The organism is Nitratireductor aquimarinus (assembly GCF_017255295.1).
In the GTDB taxonomy this organism is placed as follows: Bacteria; Pseudomonadota; Alphaproteobacteria; order Rhizobiales; family Rhizobiaceae; genus Nitratireductor; species Nitratireductor aquimarinus.
Window position 1 is genome coordinate 25,956 of the sequence record NZ_JAFKDE010000013.1, and the last position, 17,051, is coordinate 43,006.

19 protein-coding genes and 2 pseudogenes are annotated in these 17,051 nt (G+C 62.4%); 10 read left to right on the forward strand and 11 right to left on the reverse strand.

All coding sequences use genetic code 11. The annotated features are described in order from the left end of the window. Positions 1–98 precede the first annotated feature (98 nt). Both JYP46_RS19940 and dut read right to left on the reverse strand, forming a co-directional pair. A complete protein-coding gene (locus JYP46_RS19940) occupies positions 99–1,055 on the reverse strand; it encodes a TAXI family TRAP transporter solute-binding subunit (RefSeq protein WP_113156109.1) in 957 nt (318 codons plus the stop codon). A 235-nt stretch (positions 1,056–1,290) separates the two neighbouring features. Next, positions 1,291–1,776: a dUTP diphosphatase gene (dut, locus tag JYP46_RS19945; RefSeq protein ID WP_113153716.1), complete on the reverse strand. Its 486-nt coding sequence runs from the start codon at positions 1,774–1,776 to the stop codon at positions 1,291–1,293. 203 nt (positions 1,777–1,979) lie between these two features. Here dut and JYP46_RS19950 point away from each other — a divergent pair, with 203 nt between their 5' ends. From JYP46_RS19950 to JYP46_RS19980, 7 genes and pseudogenes are all read left to right on the forward strand, one after another. Then, a complete protein-coding gene (locus JYP46_RS19950) occupies positions 1,980–3,569 on the forward strand; it encodes a peptide chain release factor 3 (protein ID WP_206546535.1) in 1,590 nt (529 codons plus the stop codon). A 187-nt stretch (positions 3,570–3,756) separates the two neighbouring features. After that, complete coding sequence (locus JYP46_RS19955; protein ID WP_113153718.1) at positions 3,757–4,416, forward strand: peroxiredoxin; 660 nt, start codon at positions 3,757–3,759, stop codon at positions 4,414–4,416. Between the two features lie 171 nt (positions 4,417–4,587). Then, on the forward strand, positions 4,588–4,938 hold the full coding sequence (locus JYP46_RS19960; protein ID WP_206549114.1) for an MliC family protein: 351 nt from the start codon (positions 4,588–4,590) through the stop codon (positions 4,936–4,938). A gap of 69 nt (positions 4,939–5,007) precedes the next feature. Beyond that, entirely contained in the window at positions 5,008–5,364 is a 357-nt protein-coding gene (locus JYP46_RS19965) for an ArsR/SmtB family transcription factor (protein WP_113153720.1), read from the forward strand. Between the two features lie 38 nt (positions 5,365–5,402). Then, positions 5,403–5,951 carry an SRPBCC family protein gene (locus tag JYP46_RS19970; protein ID WP_206549115.1) on the forward strand — a complete coding sequence of 183 codons (549 nt, stop codon included), beginning with the start codon at positions 5,403–5,405 and terminating at the stop codon, positions 5,949–5,951. A 102-nt stretch (positions 5,952–6,053) separates the two neighbouring features. Further along, positions 6,054–6,434 (forward strand): annotated as a pseudogene (locus JYP46_RS19975) (SRPBCC family protein); the annotation flags it as partial. Positions 6,435–6,440: 6 nt separating this feature from the next. After that, positions 6,441–6,836, forward strand: a complete 396-nt coding sequence (locus JYP46_RS19980; protein WP_206546588.1) for a VOC family protein — start codon at positions 6,441–6,443, stop codon at positions 6,834–6,836. Positions 6,837–6,872: 36 nt separating this feature from the next. On the opposite strand, the gene JYP46_RS19985 is transcribed toward JYP46_RS19980, so the two are convergent. The 8 genes and pseudogenes from JYP46_RS19985 to ubiE form a co-directional block, all read right to left on the reverse strand. After that, on the reverse strand, positions 6,873–7,790 hold the full coding sequence (locus JYP46_RS19985) for a pirin family protein (RefSeq protein ID WP_113153723.1): 918 nt from the start codon (positions 7,788–7,790) through the stop codon (positions 6,873–6,875). A gap of 245 nt (positions 7,791–8,035) precedes the next feature. Further along, a complete protein-coding gene (locus JYP46_RS19990; protein WP_206549116.1) occupies positions 8,036–8,560 on the reverse strand; it encodes a GNAT family N-acetyltransferase in 525 nt (174 codons plus the stop codon). Then, positions 8,557–9,801 carry a bifunctional phosphopantothenoylcysteine decarboxylase/phosphopantothenate--cysteine ligase CoaBC gene (gene coaBC, locus JYP46_RS19995; protein WP_206549117.1) on the reverse strand — a complete coding sequence of 415 codons (1,245 nt, stop codon included), beginning with the start codon at positions 9,799–9,801 and terminating at the stop codon, positions 8,557–8,559. Before coaBC ends, JYP46_RS19990 begins: the two co-directional genes overlap by 4 nt. 14 nt (positions 9,802–9,815) lie before the next feature. After that, positions 9,816–10,241: a type II toxin-antitoxin system VapC family toxin gene (locus tag JYP46_RS20000; RefSeq protein ID WP_113153728.1), complete on the reverse strand. Its 426-nt coding sequence runs from the start codon at positions 10,239–10,241 to the stop codon at positions 9,816–9,818. Further along, positions 10,225–10,401 carry a hypothetical protein gene (locus tag JYP46_RS20005; RefSeq protein ID WP_222474305.1) on the reverse strand — a complete coding sequence of 59 codons (177 nt, stop codon included), beginning with the start codon at positions 10,399–10,401 and terminating at the stop codon, positions 10,225–10,227. Before JYP46_RS20005 ends, JYP46_RS20000 begins: the two co-directional genes overlap by 17 nt. A gap of 15 nt (positions 10,402–10,416) precedes the next feature. Then, positions 10,417–10,482 (reverse strand): annotated as a pseudogene (locus JYP46_RS22325) (FitA-like ribbon-helix-helix domain-containing protein); the annotation flags it as partial. Positions 10,483–10,905: 423 nt separating this feature from the next. Beyond that, positions 10,906–12,480, reverse strand: coding sequence for a 2-polyprenylphenol 6-hydroxylase (gene ubiB / locus JYP46_RS20010; RefSeq protein WP_206549118.1), 1,575 nt, complete (start codon positions 12,478–12,480; stop codon positions 10,906–10,908). A gap of 10 nt (positions 12,481–12,490) precedes the next feature. Beyond that, on the reverse strand, positions 12,491–13,267 hold the full coding sequence (gene ubiE, locus JYP46_RS20015; RefSeq protein WP_113156110.1) for a bifunctional demethylmenaquinone methyltransferase/2-methoxy-6-polyprenyl-1,4-benzoquinol methylase UbiE: 777 nt from the start codon (positions 13,265–13,267) through the stop codon (positions 12,491–12,493). A 108-nt stretch (positions 13,268–13,375) separates the two neighbouring features. Here ubiE and JYP46_RS20020 point away from each other — a divergent pair, with 108 nt between their 5' ends. From JYP46_RS20020 to JYP46_RS20030, 3 genes are all read left to right on the forward strand, one after another. Then, positions 13,376–14,356 (forward strand): adenosine deaminase, encoded by a 981-nt coding sequence (locus JYP46_RS20020; protein ID WP_206549119.1) that lies wholly within the window; start codon positions 13,376–13,378, stop codon positions 14,354–14,356. Positions 14,357–14,426: 70 nt separating this feature from the next. Continuing rightward, the gene (gene upp / locus JYP46_RS20025; protein ID WP_206549120.1) at positions 14,427–15,056 is read left to right on the forward strand and encodes a uracil phosphoribosyltransferase; all 630 of its coding nucleotides are present in this window, start codon (positions 14,427–14,429) and stop codon (positions 15,054–15,056) included. A gap of 97 nt (positions 15,057–15,153) precedes the next feature. Beyond that, positions 15,154–15,720 carry a TIGR02281 family clan AA aspartic protease gene (locus tag JYP46_RS20030; protein WP_206546542.1) on the forward strand — a complete coding sequence of 189 codons (567 nt, stop codon included), beginning with the start codon at positions 15,154–15,156 and terminating at the stop codon, positions 15,718–15,720. A gap of 8 nt (positions 15,721–15,728) precedes the next feature. Here the strand turns inward: JYP46_RS20030 and deoA are convergent, their stop codons facing one another. Further along, the gene (gene deoA / locus JYP46_RS20035; protein WP_206549121.1) at positions 15,729–17,048 is read right to left on the reverse strand and encodes a thymidine phosphorylase; all 1,320 of its coding nucleotides are present in this window, start codon (positions 17,046–17,048) and stop codon (positions 15,729–15,731) included. Positions 17,049–17,051: the final 3 nt, after the last annotated feature.

Below are 17,051 nucleotides of genomic sequence, written 5' to 3' on the forward strand. Positions count from 1 at the left end.
AGCGGCGCGAGGGCTCGGCATTCGGGCCTTCCTGTCACTCCCCGCGCCGGAGCGTGACAGGAAGGCCCCGTCGCTGGACGGGGCCTCGCCTCACTAGCCTAGAGCAGGCCCTTTTCCTTGTAGTAGCGCTCTGCGCCTGGGTGCAGCGGCAGCGGCAGGCCCTTGGGGCCATTCTCGGCGGAGATCGCCTTGGCGGCGGCATGAGCGGCCACCATGTCGTCGAGGTTCTCGAAGAGCTGCTTGGTCATCTCGTAAGCAACCTCGTCGGAGACATCCGAATGCGATACGAGAATGTTGGTGATGGCCAGCGTCGGCACATCCTCGCTCTGGCCCTCATAGGTGCCGGCGGGAATGGTTGCCGCGATGAACGGCGCGCCCAGCGTTTCGGCAACGCTGTTGGGCACCGATACGAGGGTCACCGGCAGCGACAGCGCCAGATCCTTGATGGAGGCAACGCCCAGACCGGCCGACTGCAGCGTGGCGTCGAGCTGGCGGTTCTTGATCAGCTCGACGGATTCGCCGAACGGCAGATACTCGGTCTTGCCGAGATCGTCATAGCTCATGTCCATCGCGCCGAAGATGCGCTGGGCGTTGAGCTCGGTGCCGGACTTCGGTGCGCCGACGGAAAGGCCCTTGCCCTTCAGGTCGCCGAATTCCTTGATGCCGGATTCCTGCGAAGCAACGATCTGGATGTAGTTGGGGTAGATCGCGGCGATGGCGCGCAGCTTGTCGAGCTTCTGGTTGAAGCCGGCTTCCGCGTCGCCTTCCCAGGCCGACTTCACGGAATCGCCGAGCGCGAAGGCGATCTCGCCACGGCCCTGCTGCAGCAGGTTCAGATTTTCGACCGAAGCCTTGGTCGACTGCACCTGAGTGCGCACGCCGTCGATCTTTTCGCCGTAGATCTTGGAAAGCTGGGAGCCGAGCGGATAGTAGACGCCCGAAGTGCCGCCGGTCAGCACGTTGATGAATTCCTGGGCCATGGCGCCTGCGGGCGCGAGGCCCAGCGAAAGCGCAACCGCGCCGGCTGCGAGATACTTCCTGCTTGCTGATAACATCTTGTCTCCTCCGCTGTTTAACAGTTCGGCAGGCATGGCGGCCTGCGCCATGCGTGACTGTAGACAACCGCACGCCCTTGCCAACCGGAAAGCGGCAGGCAAAGGGAAAAACGGCCTGTCAAAGCCGATAATCGGAGGGAAAAAGCGGCGCAAGCCCCAAGCCGCCGCAATAACGGCCTGAGGTCTTATACCAAAGTATAGTGTCGTTGCGGCAGCCCCAGCGGCTGCCCCATAGTCAGGCGACGCCGGTGGAGCCGAAACCGCCTGCGCCACGGGCGGTGCCGCCCACGTGGGTGCGTTCTTCAAGCCGCGCCTGGCTGACCGGCGCAATCACCAGCTGGGCGATGCGCAGGCCACGGGTGATGGCGAAATCATCCTCGCCATGGTTGATCAGCAGCACCTGAACCTCGCCGCGATAGTCGGCGTCGATGGTGCCGGGCGCGTTCAGGCAGGTGATGCCGTGCTTCAGGGCAAGGCCGGAGCGCGGGCGCACCTGTCCTTCGAAACCCTCGGGCAGTTCCAGAACGAAGCCGGTGGGCACCAGCGCGCGGCGGCCGGGCAGGAGAACGATGCGGCGGTCTTCGGGCACTGCGGCGCGCAGATCCATTCCCGCAGCGGCCTCGCTCTCATAGGCGGGCAGCGGCAGCCCTTCGCTGTGCGGCAGACGAACGATGCCGACGGTGGGGCCAATGACGGGCATGGAGGAAACGGTGTTGGACATGGTGCTTATCCTGTGCGCTGCAATCCGGGGGACGACGATCACGACTCATTCCGTCTGGCCCGTTTCGCCGGCGAATTCAACAGCTGGCCGTCAGCCAGAGCGATCTCTTCACCGCTATGTGGCTTTTGCGCGCGTCCACTTTCCGTTCGACAGGCGCAGCGCCGCTTGTTAAAAGCCCCGGGCTTCAGGAAAACCAGATACAGATGACCGACAAAATCGCCGATGCGGTGGCCCGCCGCCGCACCTTCGCAATCATTTCGCACCCGGACGCCGGTAAGACCACGCTCACCGAGAAGCTGCTTCTGTTCGGCGGCGCGATCCAGCTCGCCGGTGAGGTGAAAGCGAAGAAGAACCGCGTCCAGACCCGTTCGGACTGGATGAACATCGAGCGCGAGCGCGGCATTTCCGTCGTCACATCGGTGATGACGTTCGAGTATGGCGACCACGTTTTCAACCTGCTCGACACGCCAGGCCACGAAGACTTCGCCGACGACACCTATCGCACGCTGACAGCGGTCGACAGCGCCATCATGGTCATCGACGCGGCCAAGGGCATCGAGCCGCGCACGCTGAAGCTGTTCGAAGTGTGCCGCCTGCGCGACATCCCGATCGTCACCTTCGTCAACAAGCTCGACCGCGAAAGCCGCGATCCGTTCGAAATCCTTGACGAGATCGAGCAGAAGCTGGCGCTGGACACTGCACCCGTCACCTGGCCCATCGGCCGGGGCAAGAGCTTTGTCGGCACCTACAATCTCGCCAACGACACGATGCGCCGCTCGGATGACGATGTGGAGCCGATTGCCGTCGATGGGCCCGATTCCGACGCCGTTGCCGGTCTCCTGCCAGAAAACGAGCGCGACATGCTGGTCGAGGAGATGATGCTGGGCAAGGAAGCCTGCCGTCCCTTCGACATGCAGGCGTTCCGCGAAGGGCACCTCACACCGGTCTATTTCGGCTCGGCGCTGCGCAATTTCGGCGTGCGCGACCTGATCGAGGCGCTTGGTGCATTCGGTCCCGAACCGCGCGCACAGGAAGCGGATGCGCGCAAGGTCGAGGCGAATGAGGAGAAAATGACCTCCTTCGTCTTCAAGATTCAGGCCAACATGGACCCCAACCACCGCGACCGCATCGCGTTTGTGCGCGTGTGCTCGGGCAGGCTGCAGCGCGGCATGAAGGCCAAGCTGGTGCGCACCGGCAAGCCGATCAGCCTGTCAGCGCCGCAGTTCTTCTTCGCCAAGAGCCGCATCACCGCTGACGAGGCGTTCGCCGGCGACGTGGTGGGCATTCCCAACCACGGCACGCTGCGCATCGGCGACACGCTGACCGAGGGCGAGGAGCTTCTGTTCCGCGGCGTGCCCAATTTCGCGCCGGAAATCCTGCGCCGCGTGCGCCTTGGCGACGCCATGAAGGCCAAGAAGCTGAAGGAAGCCCTGCAGCAGATGGCCGAAGAGGGCGTCGTGCAGCTCTTCACGCCCGAAGATGGCTCGCCCGCCATTGTCGGCGTGGTCGGCGCGCTTCAGCTCGACGTTCTGAAAGAGCGTCTGAAGATCGAGTATTCGCTGCCGGTGGATTTCGAGATGGCGCGCTTCAGCGTTTGCCGCTGGATCACCTCCGACGAGGCGGGCGAAGTGGACCGTTTCATTGCCAGCCATCGCGGCGACATTGCGCGTGATCTCGACGACGATCCGGTTTTCCTCGCGCCGCATGAATTCGGTCTGAACTACGAAGCCGACCGCTGGAAGGCCGTGCGCTTCACCGCCGTGAAGGATTACCAGACCCGAAAGGCCGCCTGAGCGAAGGAATTCGCCGGGCAACACGAGTGGGGGATGTAAATTTCCCGCTCGTGCTCATTTTGGGAATGAAATTCCAAGCAACTGCGTCAATTTACACCTAGATGAGGTTCATCAACCTGTGTTTGGGTTGCTATCCTGCTGCGGCAGGAACACCCAACGCTTTATCTCACCTCAGGAGGAGAGAACGATGAGCCTTCGCATCAATGACGCGGCGCCGGATTTCAGCGCCGAGACCACCCACGGCACAATCAATTTCCATGACTGGGTCGGCGACGGCTGGGCCGTGCTCTTCAGCCACCCCAAGGATTTCACGCCCGTCTGCACGACCGAGCTCGGCACGATGGCTGGCCTCGAGGATGAGTTCAAGAAGCGCAACACCAAGATCATCGGCATCTCCGTCGATCCGGTCGAGGACCATGTGCGCTGGAAGGAAGACATCAAGAAGGCCACTGGCCAGGCCGTCGAATATCCGATGATCGGTGACAGCGACCTGAAGGTCGCCAAGCTCTATGGCATGCTGCCGGCCGATGCGGGCGACAGCTCCGACGGTCGTACGGCTGCGGACAACCAGACCGTTCGCTCGGTCTACGTTGTCGGCCCCGACAAGAAGATCAAGCTGGTGCTGACCTACCCGATGACGACGGGCCGCAATTTTGCGGAGATCCTGCGCGCCATCGATTCCATCCAGCTCACCGCCAGGCATCAGGTGGCGACGCCCGCCAACTGGCAGAATGGCGAGGACGTGATCATCACGCCGGCCGTTTCCAACGAAGAAGCCGAGAAGCGTTTTGGTTCGTTCGAGACGATCCTGCCCTATCTGCGCAAGACCAAGCAGCCGACCGGCTGATCCCTTCGCAGGACAGGTATCAAGAATATCGGCCCCGGAAGCGCTGTTGCTTCCGGGGTTTTTCTTTTTCGGCAAGTATCTGCTTCGGTAAATATCTGCGGCCATTGTCTTTAATTCGACACGCTGCCACGGTGTGATGATCTGGTTTGATAATGATTCAGGAGTTTCATCATGCGCCGTTCCATTCTTGCGCTCGTTTCCACGCTTGCACTGGGTTCGTCCGCCATTGCCGCGACGCTGGAGATCGATCTGCCCGATGTGGAGAGCGTGGAAACCACCGCAGTGACCTATGCCTGCCCGGACGGCGACATCGACGCTACCTATTACAACGCTGACGGCAATTCGCTCGCCGTCGTCACCATCGATGGCAACCCCGTCGTGATGAGCAATGTGCTCGCGGCTTCCGGCGCAAAATACGCAGGCGGCCCCTACATCTGGTGGACCAAGGGCGACAATGCGGACCTCTATGACCTGATGAAGGGCGAGGACGCAGACCCGGTTTCCTGCACCGCCAAGGACTGATCCCGGTCTCTCTCCATAAAGCTAAACCATTCGGTTGACCATTGGGCTGGCGACTGATATCTAAACCATATGGTTGAATATCAGTCGCCCCATCTGGATGCCGTTTTCCATGCCCTGTCGGACCCGACCCGGCGGGCCATGCTGCACAGGCTTTCAGCCGGAAAGCACAGCGTGTCGCAACTGGCGGAGCCGTTCGACATGTCGCTTGCCGGCGCATCCAAACATGTGAAGGTGCTGGAGGCAGCCGGCCTTGTGAGCCGGCATGTCGAAGGGCGCACCCATTATTGCCGGCTGGAGGCTGCGCGCCTCGCCGAAGCACAGGCCTGGTTCCGCTACTATGAGCGCTTCTGGAGCGACCGGCTCGATGCGCTTCAGAACATTCTGGAAGCCGAGGATCGGCAGAAACCGCCAGCAGAAAAGGGCTGAGCGCGCGCCGACGCTGTTTCCTCAGTGGGAGAGAGACGATGAAGCATGCCGATATGGATGCCTATGGCGTTGTCGAAGCGCCTAATGTGGTGCGTTTCGAACGCCTTTTGCCAGGGCCGGCCGAGCGCATCTGGGCCTATCTGACCGAGGCCGACAAGCGCTGCCAGTGGCTTGCCGGCGGCGCGATGGAAGAGCGCGTCGGCGGGGCCGCGCAACTCGTGTTCCGTCACGCCGATTTCACCGACGAAACGCCGTCGGACCAATATCGCGAGATAAACGAGAACGGCTTCGTGTCTGTAGGCCGGATACTCGAATGGGATCCGCCGCGCGTCCTCGCCATGACCTGGCCGGGTGAGGGTGAAGGTAGCGAAGTGCGTTTCGAGCTGTTCCCGGAAGGCGACAGGGTTCTTCTGGTGGTCGCGCATAGCCGCCTTGCCGGTCGTGGCGAGATGGTCAACGTGTCCGGCGGCTGGCATGCGCATCTGGCGGTGCTGGACGCGGTTCTTTCGGGCAGGCCCGTGCCGCCCTTCTGGGCGCGCATCTCCGCGCTGGAAGCCGAATACGAACAGCGTTTCTCGCAGACATAAATCACTGTTCGTCCAACGACGAGAGAAGGAAGAAACGTCATGAACATTGCCGTCATGCCGGATGTTTCCGGTCGCCCCCATGAATGCGCACTGTCCCGGTCGATGAGTGCGGATCCCGACACGCTCTATCGCGCGTGGACCGAGCAGCTCGACCGCTGGTTTGCGTCCCGCGCCTCGGTGCATATGGAGCCGCGCGTCGGGTCTCCCTTCTTCTTTGAAACAGTGCATGGTTTTGATGAGGATAAGCCCGCCGAACGCAGGCCCTGTTACGGGCGTTTCCTCAGGCTTGAGCCGGGCAGGCTGATCGAGATGAGCTGGGTCACCGGATCAAGCGGCACCGAAGGGGCGGAGACCATCGTGACGATGGAGTTCTCGAAGCGCAGCCGCGGCAGCCGCCTGAAGCTCGTGCATAAAGGGTTTCCCAGTCAGGAGAGCGCGGCGAAACACGAAGCGCTCTGGCTGCTGATCCTCGATCACCTCGACCGGTGCATGGAAGGCGTTGGCCCCGGTGAGGCTGCGCCAAGGCCGCATCTGGCCGGCGGGCGCAACATCGCCATGAAGGTGCCAGTGCATCAATATGAAGAGACCGTCCGGTTCTACCGCGATGTGCTTGGCATGGAGCAGATCGAAGAGCTTCTCCCGGCCATCGGCTTCCGCTTCGGGGCCAACCAGCTTTGGCTCGACCAGACGCCCGGCATGAGCCAGGCCGAGCTCTGGCTGGAGATCGTCACCGACGACACGAAGGCGGTTGCGGAGCTGATGGCGGCGGAGGGCATCGCCCGCTGCGACGCTATCGAACCACTGGGCGAAAACTTCGACGGTTTCTGGATATCGAGCCCGGCCCAGATCATCCATCTGGTCGATCACAAATCCGGCGCGTGGTGAGGCGGCGCGTATTGCGCCGCCTCATTGCGGGTTTCTTCAGGATTTCGCGCCTTCGCGGATGAAAGTGCCGGCATTCAGCTCGTTGAAGGCCTGCATGAGTTCCTGGCGCGTGTTCATCACGATGGGTCCGTGCCAGGCTACCGGCTCCTGGATAGGCTTGCCCGACACAAGAAGGAAGCGGATGCCGCGTTCGCCGGCCTGAACGACAACTTCATCGCCCGTGTCGAACACCACAAGCGTGCGGTCGCCGCTCATGTCGCGCAGATGCACTTCCTCGCCGGCGACTTCCTTCTCCACCAGAACACCGAACGGGCGCGACGCATCGCGGAACGTGCCGGAGCCTTCGAAGATATAGGCAAACGCGCTGCGATAGGTGTCGACCGGCAGCACCTTGCGTTTGCCCGGCGGCACCCAGACATCGAGATATTGCGGATCGGCGGCAATGCCGTCGACCGGTCCGCGCTTGCCCCAGAACTCGCCGACCACCACACGCACCCGCGTGCCGTCATCGTCGATCACTTCGGGAATTTCACCGGCTTTCACATCCTGATAGCGCGGCGTGGTCATCTTCTCGCTCGAAGGCAGGTTGGCCCAGAGCTGGAAGCCATGCATGCGCCCGGTCTTGTCGCCATGCGGCATTTCCTGATGGAGAATGCCGCTGCCCGCCGTCATCCACTGCACGTCTCCCGCGCCGAGCGAACCGGCATTGCCCAGACTGTCGGCGTGATCCACGCTGCCGGCCAGCACATAGGTGATGGTCTCGATGCCGCGATGCGGATGCCAGGGGAAGCCGGCCTGGTAGTCTTCCGGCCGCTCATTGCGGAAATCGTCGAGAAGCAGGAAGGGATCGGCCAGCTTCGGATCGGTGAAACCGAAAGCGCGGTCCAGCCGAACGCCTGCGCCCTCAATGGTGGGCTGCGCCTGCGAAATCTGCCTCACGGGACGAATGGACATGATCGTCTCTCCATCTGTTGCCAGAGCTTTGGACCGAAAAACGGAATCCGGTTTTCGGGCCATTCCAATGCCCTGTCAGTAACCTGGATCGTCCTTTGTGCGTCCGGATTGACGCACGGCGATCTTGCGCCAAACATAGAGAGTGCAGCCCCGCATGGCACCGGCGCTCACGGAAACGGGCTGTCTACAGATTGTGAACAGTCTTTCGGGAATGATGCTTCCGGCGGGAATGAGGCTTCCGGATTTCACCCGCGCCAGTAGATGATTGCCGGCCGTTCGTTGAAGTCCGTGCGCGCGCGTTCCGCAAAGCCGAGGCGCGCTGCGAGCTTCTGCGAAGGCGTGTTTTCCTCATCAATGATGCAGGTGGTCTCCATGTCCGGCTGCGCGCTGGCGCACCATTTGAACACGGCTTCCATCGCTTCGCGCGCATAGCCCTTGCCGTGCGCTTCCGGCAGGAAGACCCAGCCGGCCTCCATCGTTCCCTCGATCGAGGGCGAGAGTTCGCGCCGGCATTCCTGCACGCCCGCATCGCCGAGAAACGCGCCGGTGGACTTCTCGATGACGGCGAAATAGCCAAAACCCATCAGGTCCCACATGCCCCGGTGCATGGCCATGCGCCGCCATGCTTCTTCGCGCGACAGGGGGCGGCCCGTGGTGAAGCGTGTCGCCTCGGGCAGCGACCAGAGGCGCGCGAAAGCATCGAGATCGCTGAAGTTGTGCGCCCGCAGCGTGAGGCGTTCTGTTTCCAGAACCGGTGTCGTTGATGTCATTGAGTGGGTCCGAGACGGTCTGCGATGAGTTGCGCCAGTCGCTCCGCAACCTCTTCCTTGCTCATTTCGGGCCACTCGTCATGCCCTTCATGGCCGACGATGACGACGCTGTTGCGGGCGCCGCCCATCACGCCGCCGGGGCCGACGCCGCTGTCATGCGAGACATCATTGGCAACGATGAAGTCAGCGCCCTTCTTGTTGAGCTTGGTGCGGGCGTTCTTGAAGAGGTCCTGCGTTTCGGCGGCAAAGCCGATCACGAGCGCGGGGCGTTTCTTGTGATGTCCGATGCCGGCCAGAATGTCCGGGTTTTCGGTAAGCTCCAGAGTGGGCGCGCCCTCGCCGGGCTTCTTCTTGATCTTTTCCGAGATTTCGACGGCGGGCCGCCAGTCGGCAACAGCGGCAACGAACACGCCCGCATCCGCCGGCAGCGAAGCCTCCACGGCCTCGCGCATCTGGCGGGCCGTTTCCACATGGGTGGTCGTCACGCCGTGCGGGTCGGGAATGGAGACCGGTCCGGAAACGAGGTGCACCGATGCGCCCAGCCGGGCGAGCGCGGCGGCAATGGTGTGCCCCTGCTTGCCCGAAGAGCGGTTGGCGATGTAGCGCACCGGATCGATGATTTCGTGCGTCGGGCCGGAGGTGACGATCACCTTGCGCCCGGCGAGCGGCTTTTCGTGATTGCCGATCAGCGCTTCAACCGCAGCAACGATCTCCATCGGCTCGGCCATGCGGCCCTCGCCGGCTTCCCCGCTTTCAGCCATCTCGCCCCGGTTGGGGCCGACGAAGCTGACGCCGTCCTCTCGCAGTGTCGCCAGGTTGCGCTGCGTGGCCGGATGCTCCCACATGCGCGGGTTCATGGCGGGCGCCATGAGAACCGGCTTGTCGGTTGCGATGAGAACCGTGGACGCGAGGTCGTTGGCATGGCCATTGGCAAGCTTCGCCATCAGGTCGGCCGTGCCCGGCGCAACGACCAGAAGGTCAGCCTCACGCGACAGGCGGATGTGCCCGACATCATGCTCGTCCTGCCGGTCGAACAGCTCGGTGAACACATGGTCTGCGGAAAGCGCGCCGACGGAGAGCGGCGTGATGAATTCCTGTGCGGCTTTCGTCATCACACAGCGCACGCTCGCCCCGCGTTCGCGCAGGCGGCGGATCAGGTCGAGGCATTTATAGGCTGCGATGCCGCCCCCGATGATAAGCAGGATACGGGCTTTGGTAAGCGTCTGCTGCGGGGCTGTCATGGATGAAGGCTCTCTCAGGACGGCTTTATTGCGGGCTCTATATCCGTATGGACGAAATCCGAACCTTTGAAAAGGAGTGGCAGGTTAGCGGTTCTGGCCAGCGCGTAAGCAAAGCAGTCGCCGATGTTCAGCGCTGCCGGGTGGCCGGTCGCCTGACCGTAAATCGCATAGGCCTTACGGGCGATGGTCAGCTGCCGCTCATCGAAATCGATGGTTTCGGGGGAAAGCGCGCCAAGAAGCGTGTTGAGCCGTTCGGTGCCATCGATCAGCGATATGTGCTTGGCGACATACTGCGCTTCAAACGTCGTGGTGCTGCTGATGAGGATCTGCTCTGCGTCCTGAAGCGCCTGGCGGAACGTGTCCGCGTCGGGATCGTCGTTCAGAACGGCGATAAGGGCCGACGTATCGACCACGAATTTGGGCTCACAACGTACGGCCATTCCAGATCTCGTCGCTGATTGCCTTGAGGTCGAATTCTCCAATCGGGCGCATGGAGACCGTGTTGAGCGTTTCTGCGCGCCGCGCCTTGCTCTGATGCTGGGCCGGGTCGTCTGCCAGCTGCACGCTGCGGGCCAGAATGCGTCTGACCTCTTCTTCCATCGAGACGTCATTTTCGGCTGCGCGTCTGCGTAGCGCGCGCCGAACTTTCTCATCGACATTTCGTATCGTTAGTGTCGCCATCGATAAGTCCAAAAAATGAGCCGGCAAATCTGAATGCACAGATTTGAAAAACGCAGACTTGAAAGCAATGACTGCATTTTTGTCTTTGACTGCGTTTGCCGGGTTTTTGACAGCATTGCTGTCATTCTTGCCGGTTTGCGCCCCGCGCGGTCTCGATTGCCTGGAAGGTGCCCCCTTCGCTCGTGCAGCGTATTATGATTCTCTTACTCTATAGATTGTGGGGATGTCATTGCCGGCAATGCATTATTCACACTTCTTCGCACGCGGAAACGCGAGGCGAATCTGTGGCTTAGGTGATGTTTGCTAGCAATGCTGTCATTGCAGGCGCAATGCGTCGTTGCAGGATTAGCCAGCTATCCTGCGCTGCAATGTTCCGAATGTGAGGAAGGATGGCGCAAATGCGCCATCAGCATGGATCGGGGATCAGGAAATCTGCCAGGCGATGACCGCGAGGGCTGCGGCGATTACCCAGAGCGCAACGCGCCCACCACGGGAATGGCGCGCCTCGGCCTTGCCGATGGCTTCCGCCGTTTCCGGATCGAAGCGCAGGCCCTTCTGCGCCATCGTGTCGATTTCGCGTGAGAGCCGCTCCGTGCGTGCGGCGAGATCCGGCGCCTGACGAACGAGCGAGACGAGAGCGCCGACGCCTTCGCGGGCGTCGTTCAGCATGCCGCGCGGCCCGAGATTGCCGGCAATCCAGTCGGAAACGACCGGTTCGGCCGCTTTCCACATGTTGAAATGCGGATCGAGCGTGCGCGCAACGCCTTCCACCACGACCATGGTCTTCTGCAGGAGCAGCAGTTCGGGCCGTGTCTGCATGTCGAACAGCTCGGTCACTTCAAAGAGAAGCGTCAGAAGCCGCGCCATGGAGATGGTTTCGGCCGACTGGCCGTGGATCGGTTCGCCAATGGCGCGCAGCGCCTGTGCGAAGGCCGCCACATCGTGGTGCCCCGGCACATATCCTGCCTCGAAATGCACTTCCGCCACCCTGCGGAAATCGCGGGTGATGAAACCGTACAGGATCTCGGCGAGGAAGTGCCGTTCCTTGCGGCCGATACGCCCCGTAATGCCGAAATCCACCGCGACGATGGTTCCATCGTCTTCAACGAACAGGTTTCCCGGATGCATGTCGGCGTGAAAGAAGCCGTCGCGCAGCGTGTGGCGCAGGAAGGACTGAATGAGCGTCTGCGCCAGCGCTTCGAGATCGTGACCCGCGTCGCGCAGGGCCTCGATGTTCGACATCTTGGTGCCGTCGACCCATTCCAGCGTCACCACATCGCGGCCGGTGCGCTGCCAGTCGACATTGGGCACCCGGAAGCCGGGATCGTTCAGCGTGTTCTCGTGGATCTCGGAAATGGCCGCCGCCTCAAGGCGCAGATCCATCTCGATCCTGGTCACCTGCGCCAGCGTTTCGGCCACTTTGACCGGCTTCAGGCGACGGGTGGACGGGATGAAGCGTTCCTGCAGATGGGCTGCGAGGAAATAGCTTTCCAGATCGTTCTGGAAGCGCCGGCGCACGCCGGGGCGGATCACCTTCACCGCAACGCGCTTGAGGCCCGTGTCGGTGGCGACGCGCGCCTCATGCACCTGCGCGATCGAGGCCGCTGCCACCGGGCCGTCGAACTCCGCGTAAAGCGCCTCGACCGGCTGGCCGAGCGAGCCTTCGATGGCCGCGCGCGCCTGCGCCTCGGGAAACGTGTTCATGCGATCCTGAAGGCTGGCGAGATCATGCGCCATCTCATGGCCCACAACATCCGGCCGCGTCGCCAGAAACTGCCCGAGTTTCACATAGGACGGCCCGAGCCGGTTCACGGCCTGGGCAAGGCGTTCGGGCCGGTCGCGCCGCTTGGAGCGACGCCGCGACAAGACTTTGGCCACCTTCCAGCCGAACAGCGGCATGCCTTCCAGCTGGTCGCCGGGCATGGCCGCCACAACGCCCTCACGAACAAGAATCCAGCCCGCGCGGGCCAGCCGAAGATATGCGCCGACAGTGCTCATTTTTACGCCGTCAAATCTTCCAGCCGGAGTGCAGGGTGGCGATGCCGCCGGAGTAATTGCGCCAGGTCACGCGGGAGAAGCCCGCATTGGTGATCATCGCGCCGAAATTCTGCTGGTTGGGGAATTTGCGGATGGATTCGATGAGATAGCGATAGGGCTCGCCATCGCCGGTTACGGCCTGGCCGATACGCGGAATGGCGTGGAACGACCAGTTCTCATAGACCTTGTCGAGGATCGGCATGTCCACCTCGGAAAATTCGAGGCAGAGAAAGCGTCCGCCGGGCCGGAGCACGCGGAAGGCTTCGGAAAGCGCGCGGTCGATATGCGGCACGTTGCGAATGCCGAAGGCAATCGTGTAGGCGTCGAAACTGTTGTCCTCGAAGGGCAGCTCCTCGGCGTTCGCCTCAACGAAAGTCAGATTGTCGGCGATGCCCTTCTTTTCGGCGCGCTCACGGCCGACTTCGAGCATCGAGCCATTGATGTCCAGAACGGTGACGTCAGCCATCCGGCGCGAGGCCTCGACGATGCGGAACGCGATGTCGCCCGTGCCGCCGGCCACGTCCAGTGCGCGATAGCCCGGTCGCTTGGAAGGCGCGAGCCAGGAGATCATGGCGTCTTTCCAGACCCGGTGCAGACCCGCCGACATAAGGTCGTTCATCACGTCATACCGTTTGGCGACGCGGTGGAATACCGTGTTGACCAGGCCCTGCTTTTCGGTTTCGTCTACCGTGCGAAAACCATAGGCCGTCTCCATGCCGCCTTCGGCGGTGGTGCGCTGATCGGACATCTTCACCCTTTCGAAATCGCCGGGACCATAGCCCATTGCCGTTCGCGGCGCTATTGTCAAAACCGCGATGAACAGCCGCGCCAGCGGACTGGTTAAAATGGAGCACACATGGTCGCAAAAGCCGAGCTTCACTGCCATATCGAGGGCGCCGCTTCCCCCGATCTCGTCCTTGCCCAGGCGCGCAAATACGGCGTCGATACGTCGAATTTCCTGCGCGACGGGGCCTATCACTGGTATGATTTCACCAGCTTTCTCGCCGCTTATGACGAGGCCGCCAGCCTGTTTCGAACCGAAGATGACTATGCGCTTCTCGCCGAGGATTATCTGACCAGCCTGGCGAAAGACGGCGCGATCTATTCGGAGATATTCATCTCGCCCGATCATGCAGAACGCGCCGGGCTTTCGCGCATGGCCTACACCAATGCGCTTGGCGAGGGCATAGAGCGTGCGCGCGCCGCAACCGGCATAGAGGGGCGCATCATCGTGACCGGCGTGCGCCATTTCGGGGCAGTGTCGGTGGAAGATGCAGCGCGCTTCGCGGTTGCCTGCGAGCATCCGCTTGTCACCGGTTTCGGCATGGCGGGCGAAGAGCGTTTCGGCAATGTGCGCGACTATGAGGCCGCCTTCGACATTGCACGCGAGGCGGGGCTCGGCATCACGGTCCATGCAGGCGAGCTGGCCGGCTGGGAGAGCGTCGAGGCGGCGCTGAACCATCTGCGCCCCACACGCATCGGTCATGGCGTGCGCGCCATCGAGAACCCGGATCTGGTGCGCCGTCTGGTGGATGAGGGGGTGGTGCTGGAGGTCTGCCCGGTTTCAAACATCGTGCTGAAGGTCTTTCCCGACTACGCCAGCCATCCTCTGCCGCAATTGATGGCCGCCGGCTGTCGCGTGACGCTCAACTCCGATGACCCGCCACATTTCCACACGTCGCTCGCGCATGAATATGCGGTGGCGAAGGCGCATTTCGGGCTCGATGACACGGCGCTTCGCGGCATCACGCAAACGGCCATCGAAGCCGCGTTTGTCGATGAGGCCACCCGCACGCGCCTGCTTGCAGCGCTGGGCCATAAAACTGTGGCTCAGTGAGCCTTATGGTATCCTGCGCGGCCACGTGCCGTTAATATCGACAGGATTTCAAGCATTCGGGGAACAGCACATGCAGGGCGTGACCGTCGTCGACCATCCGCTTGTCCAGCACAAGCTCACCATCATGCGCGACAAGGAGACTTCGACCGCCAGCTTCAGGCGTCTGCTGCGCGAAATTTCGCTGCTGCTCTGCTATGAGGTCACGCGCGATCTGGAGCTGACGACACGGCGCATCGAAACGCCGCTTCAGCCGATCGACTCGCCCACGCTCGAAGGCAAGAAGCTCGTCTTCGCCTCGGTTCTGCGCGCCGGCAACGGCCTGCTGGACGGCATGCTGGATCTCGTTCCCGCCGCACGCGTGGCGCATGTGGGCATGTATCGCGACCACGAAACGCTTGAGGCGGTCGAGTATTTCTTCAAGGCTCCGAGCAATCTGGGCGACCGCCTGGTGATTGTCGTTGACCCGATGCTGGCCACGGCCAACTCCGCCATCGCCGCCGTCGACAAGCTCAAGGAGCGCGGCGCGACCAATCTGCGCTTCCTCTGCCTTCTGGCGGCGCCCGAAGGCGTCGAGAACTTCCGCAAGTCGCATCCTGACGTGCCGGTCTACACCGCGTCCATCGATGAATGCCTGAACGAGAAGGGCTACATCGTGCCGGGTCTGGGCGATGCCGGCGACCGGATGTACGGAACGAAATAACGCTCGTTTAACCAAGCGGCGCGGTTGTCCGCGCCGTTAAAAAAATGGTTGCCGTTGCGGCATAGGGTCTTCCCGATTGAAGGGGTGGAAGGCGCATATGGTTCGCAAGGTGGTCATGCTCGGTATCGTTATCGGAGCTGCGGGGGCAATCCCCGCGCTTTACCAGAGCAATCCGGATTTCTATCGGAGCCTTCTTGGCAGCGCGCTTGAAGAGACGCCTGTGGAGGAGGTTCAGCAGGTCGCGATGGTTCGCGCGCCCGCGCCGGAGCGCGGCAAGACCTCCGTGCTTCTCGGCAAGCGGGTCAGCATCGCGGCCGACAGGTCCGGCCATTTCGTCGGACGCTTCAAGCTCAATGGCCGTCACACGAAGGCCATGATCGATACGGGCGCGACCTATGTGGCGATCAACAGGAGCACCGCGCGCCGGATCGGCCTGAATCTCACCGCGAGCGATTTCAAATATGAAGTCAGCACGGCCAATGGCAAGGCCAGCGCTGCTGCCGCCGTTATCGAAAACCTTCAGATCGGCCGCATCTATATCGAGAATGTCGAAGCGCTGGTGCTTGAGGATCGTGCGCTCGACAGTGTCCTCATCGGCATGAGCTTCCTAGAGCGTCTCGCGCGCTACAGGGTTGAAGATCGCGCGCTGATTCTGGAGCAGTAGGGCAGTTTTCAGGCTTCCGCTGTCACCCGGCGCAGGATGGTTTTCTTCGTGCGCGGTTTCGCATCCACGACCGAATAGGCTTTCAGAACCGCCCTGCGCGCCCGTTCCGCGTCGTCGTCGGATGCGGCATGCACCATGCAGACCGGCTCTCCGCGCTTCAACTCCGCGCCCACGGGCAGAAGCTCCGTCAGGCCGACCGAGTGGTCGATGGCGTCTTCGGGCGTGCGTCGTCCGCCGCCCAGTTCGATCACGCAGATGCCCACGGCGCGTGAGTCGATTGCGCCGACAAAACCGTCCTCTTCCGCGAGCACGGGCTTGATCACCTTCGCCTTCGGCAGGTGCCTGTCGGCAGCCTCGACAAAGTCCGCCGGCCCGCCGAGCGTGTATACCATCTTGCCGAACAGTTCCGCTGCCCGTCCGCTTTCCAGCGCGTCATGCGCCCAATCGAAGGCCTCGCGCGTGGTGGCTGCCACGCCGGAGGAAAGAAGCATCTCGCCGGCGAGCGCCAGCGTCACGTCGAGAAGCCGCCGGTCCTGCTTCCTGCCCGTCAGAAAATCGACGGCGTTGGCCACTTCCACCGCATTGCCGGCAGCGGAGGCAAGCGGCTGGTTCATGTCGGTCACAAGCGCGGTGGCCGGAAGCCCGGCCTCGCCCGCGACACGCACCAGATTGTCAGCCAGTTTGCGCGCCGCACGGGCGTCATCCATGAACGCGCCATTGCCCGATTTCACATCCAGCACCAGCGACGAAAGGCCGGCTGCCAGTTTCTTGGAAAGGATCGACGCTGTGATGAGCGGGATCGATTCCACCGTGCCGGTCACATCGCGCACGGCATAGAAGCGTTTGTCGGCGGGAGCGAGATCGGCGGTCTGGCCGATGATCGCGCAACCCACATCGCGCACGGTTCTGGCGAACAGCTTTTCATCCGGTTGGCTCGTATAGCCGGGAATGGAATCCATCTTGTCGAGCGTGCCGCCCGTATGGCCAAGCCCGCGTCCGGAGATCATCGGCACAAAAGCACCGCAGGCCGCCACGATGGGGGCGAGCATCAGCGAGACATTGTCTCCCACCCCGCCGGTGGAGTGTTTGTCGGTCACCGGGCCGGGCAGGTCCGACCAGTCGAGAACACTGCCGGAATCGCGCATGGCGATGGTCAGCGCAGCGCCTTCCTCAGCCGTCATGCCGTTCAGGAAAATTGCCATGGCCAGCGCCGCGATCTGCCCTTCGCTCCACGTGCCATGGGTAAGCCCGTGAGCGAAATCTGCGATCTCTTCACCGGTGAGCGCCTGACGGTCGCGCTTCCTGCGGATGATCTCCTGCGGCAGCATGGG

Coding starts and splice junctions, on each gene's coding strand:
- JYP46_RS19940 (WP_113156109.1), bottom strand. CDS start 1,055: ATGTTATCAGCAAGCAGGAAGTATCTCGCAGCCGGCGCGGTTGCGCTT.
- dut (WP_113153716.1), bottom strand. CDS start 1,776: ATGTCCAACACCGTTTCCTCCATGCCCGTCATTGGCCCCACCGTCGGC.
- JYP46_RS19950 (WP_206546535.1), top strand. CDS start 1,980: ATGACCGACAAAATCGCCGATGCGGTGGCCCGCCGCCGCACCTTCGCA.
- JYP46_RS19955 (WP_113153718.1), top strand. CDS start 3,757: ATGAGCCTTCGCATCAATGACGCGGCGCCGGATTTCAGCGCCGAGACC.
- JYP46_RS19960 (WP_206549114.1), top strand. CDS start 4,588: ATGCGCCGTTCCATTCTTGCGCTCGTTTCCACGCTTGCACTGGGTTCG.
- JYP46_RS19965 (WP_113153720.1), top strand. CDS start 5,008: ATGGTTGAATATCAGTCGCCCCATCTGGATGCCGTTTTCCATGCCCTG.
- JYP46_RS19970 (WP_206549115.1), top strand. CDS start 5,403: ATGAAGCATGCCGATATGGATGCCTATGGCGTTGTCGAAGCGCCTAAT.
- JYP46_RS19980 (WP_206546588.1), top strand. CDS start 6,441: ATGGAAGGCGTTGGCCCCGGTGAGGCTGCGCCAAGGCCGCATCTGGCC.
- JYP46_RS19985 (WP_113153723.1), bottom strand. CDS start 7,790: ATGTCCATTCGTCCCGTGAGGCAGATTTCGCAGGCGCAGCCCACCATT.
- JYP46_RS19990 (WP_206549116.1), bottom strand. CDS start 8,560: ATGACATCAACGACACCGGTTCTGGAAACAGAACGCCTCACGCTGCGG.
- coaBC (WP_206549117.1), bottom strand. CDS start 9,801: ATGACAGCCCCGCAGCAGACGCTTACCAAAGCCCGTATCCTGCTTATC.
- JYP46_RS20000 (WP_113153728.1), bottom strand. CDS start 10,241: ATGGCCGTACGTTGTGAGCCCAAATTCGTGGTCGATACGTCGGCCCTT.
- JYP46_RS20005 (WP_222474305.1), bottom strand. CDS start 10,401: ATGGAAGAAGAGGTCAGACGCATTCTGGCCCGCAGCGTGCAGCTGGCA.
- ubiB (WP_206549118.1), bottom strand. CDS start 12,480: ATGAGCACTGTCGGCGCATATCTTCGGCTGGCCCGCGCGGGCTGGATT.
- ubiE (WP_113156110.1), bottom strand. CDS start 13,267: ATGTCCGATCAGCGCACCACCGCCGAAGGCGGCATGGAGACGGCCTAT.
- JYP46_RS20020 (WP_206549119.1), top strand. CDS start 13,376: ATGGTCGCAAAAGCCGAGCTTCACTGCCATATCGAGGGCGCCGCTTCC.
- upp (WP_206549120.1), top strand. CDS start 14,427: ATGCAGGGCGTGACCGTCGTCGACCATCCGCTTGTCCAGCACAAGCTC.
- JYP46_RS20030 (WP_206546542.1), top strand. CDS start 15,154: ATGGTTCGCAAGGTGGTCATGCTCGGTATCGTTATCGGAGCTGCGGGG.
- deoA (WP_206549121.1), bottom strand. CDS start 17,048: ATGCTGCCGCAGGAGATCATCCGCAGGAAGCGCGACCGTCAGGCGCTC.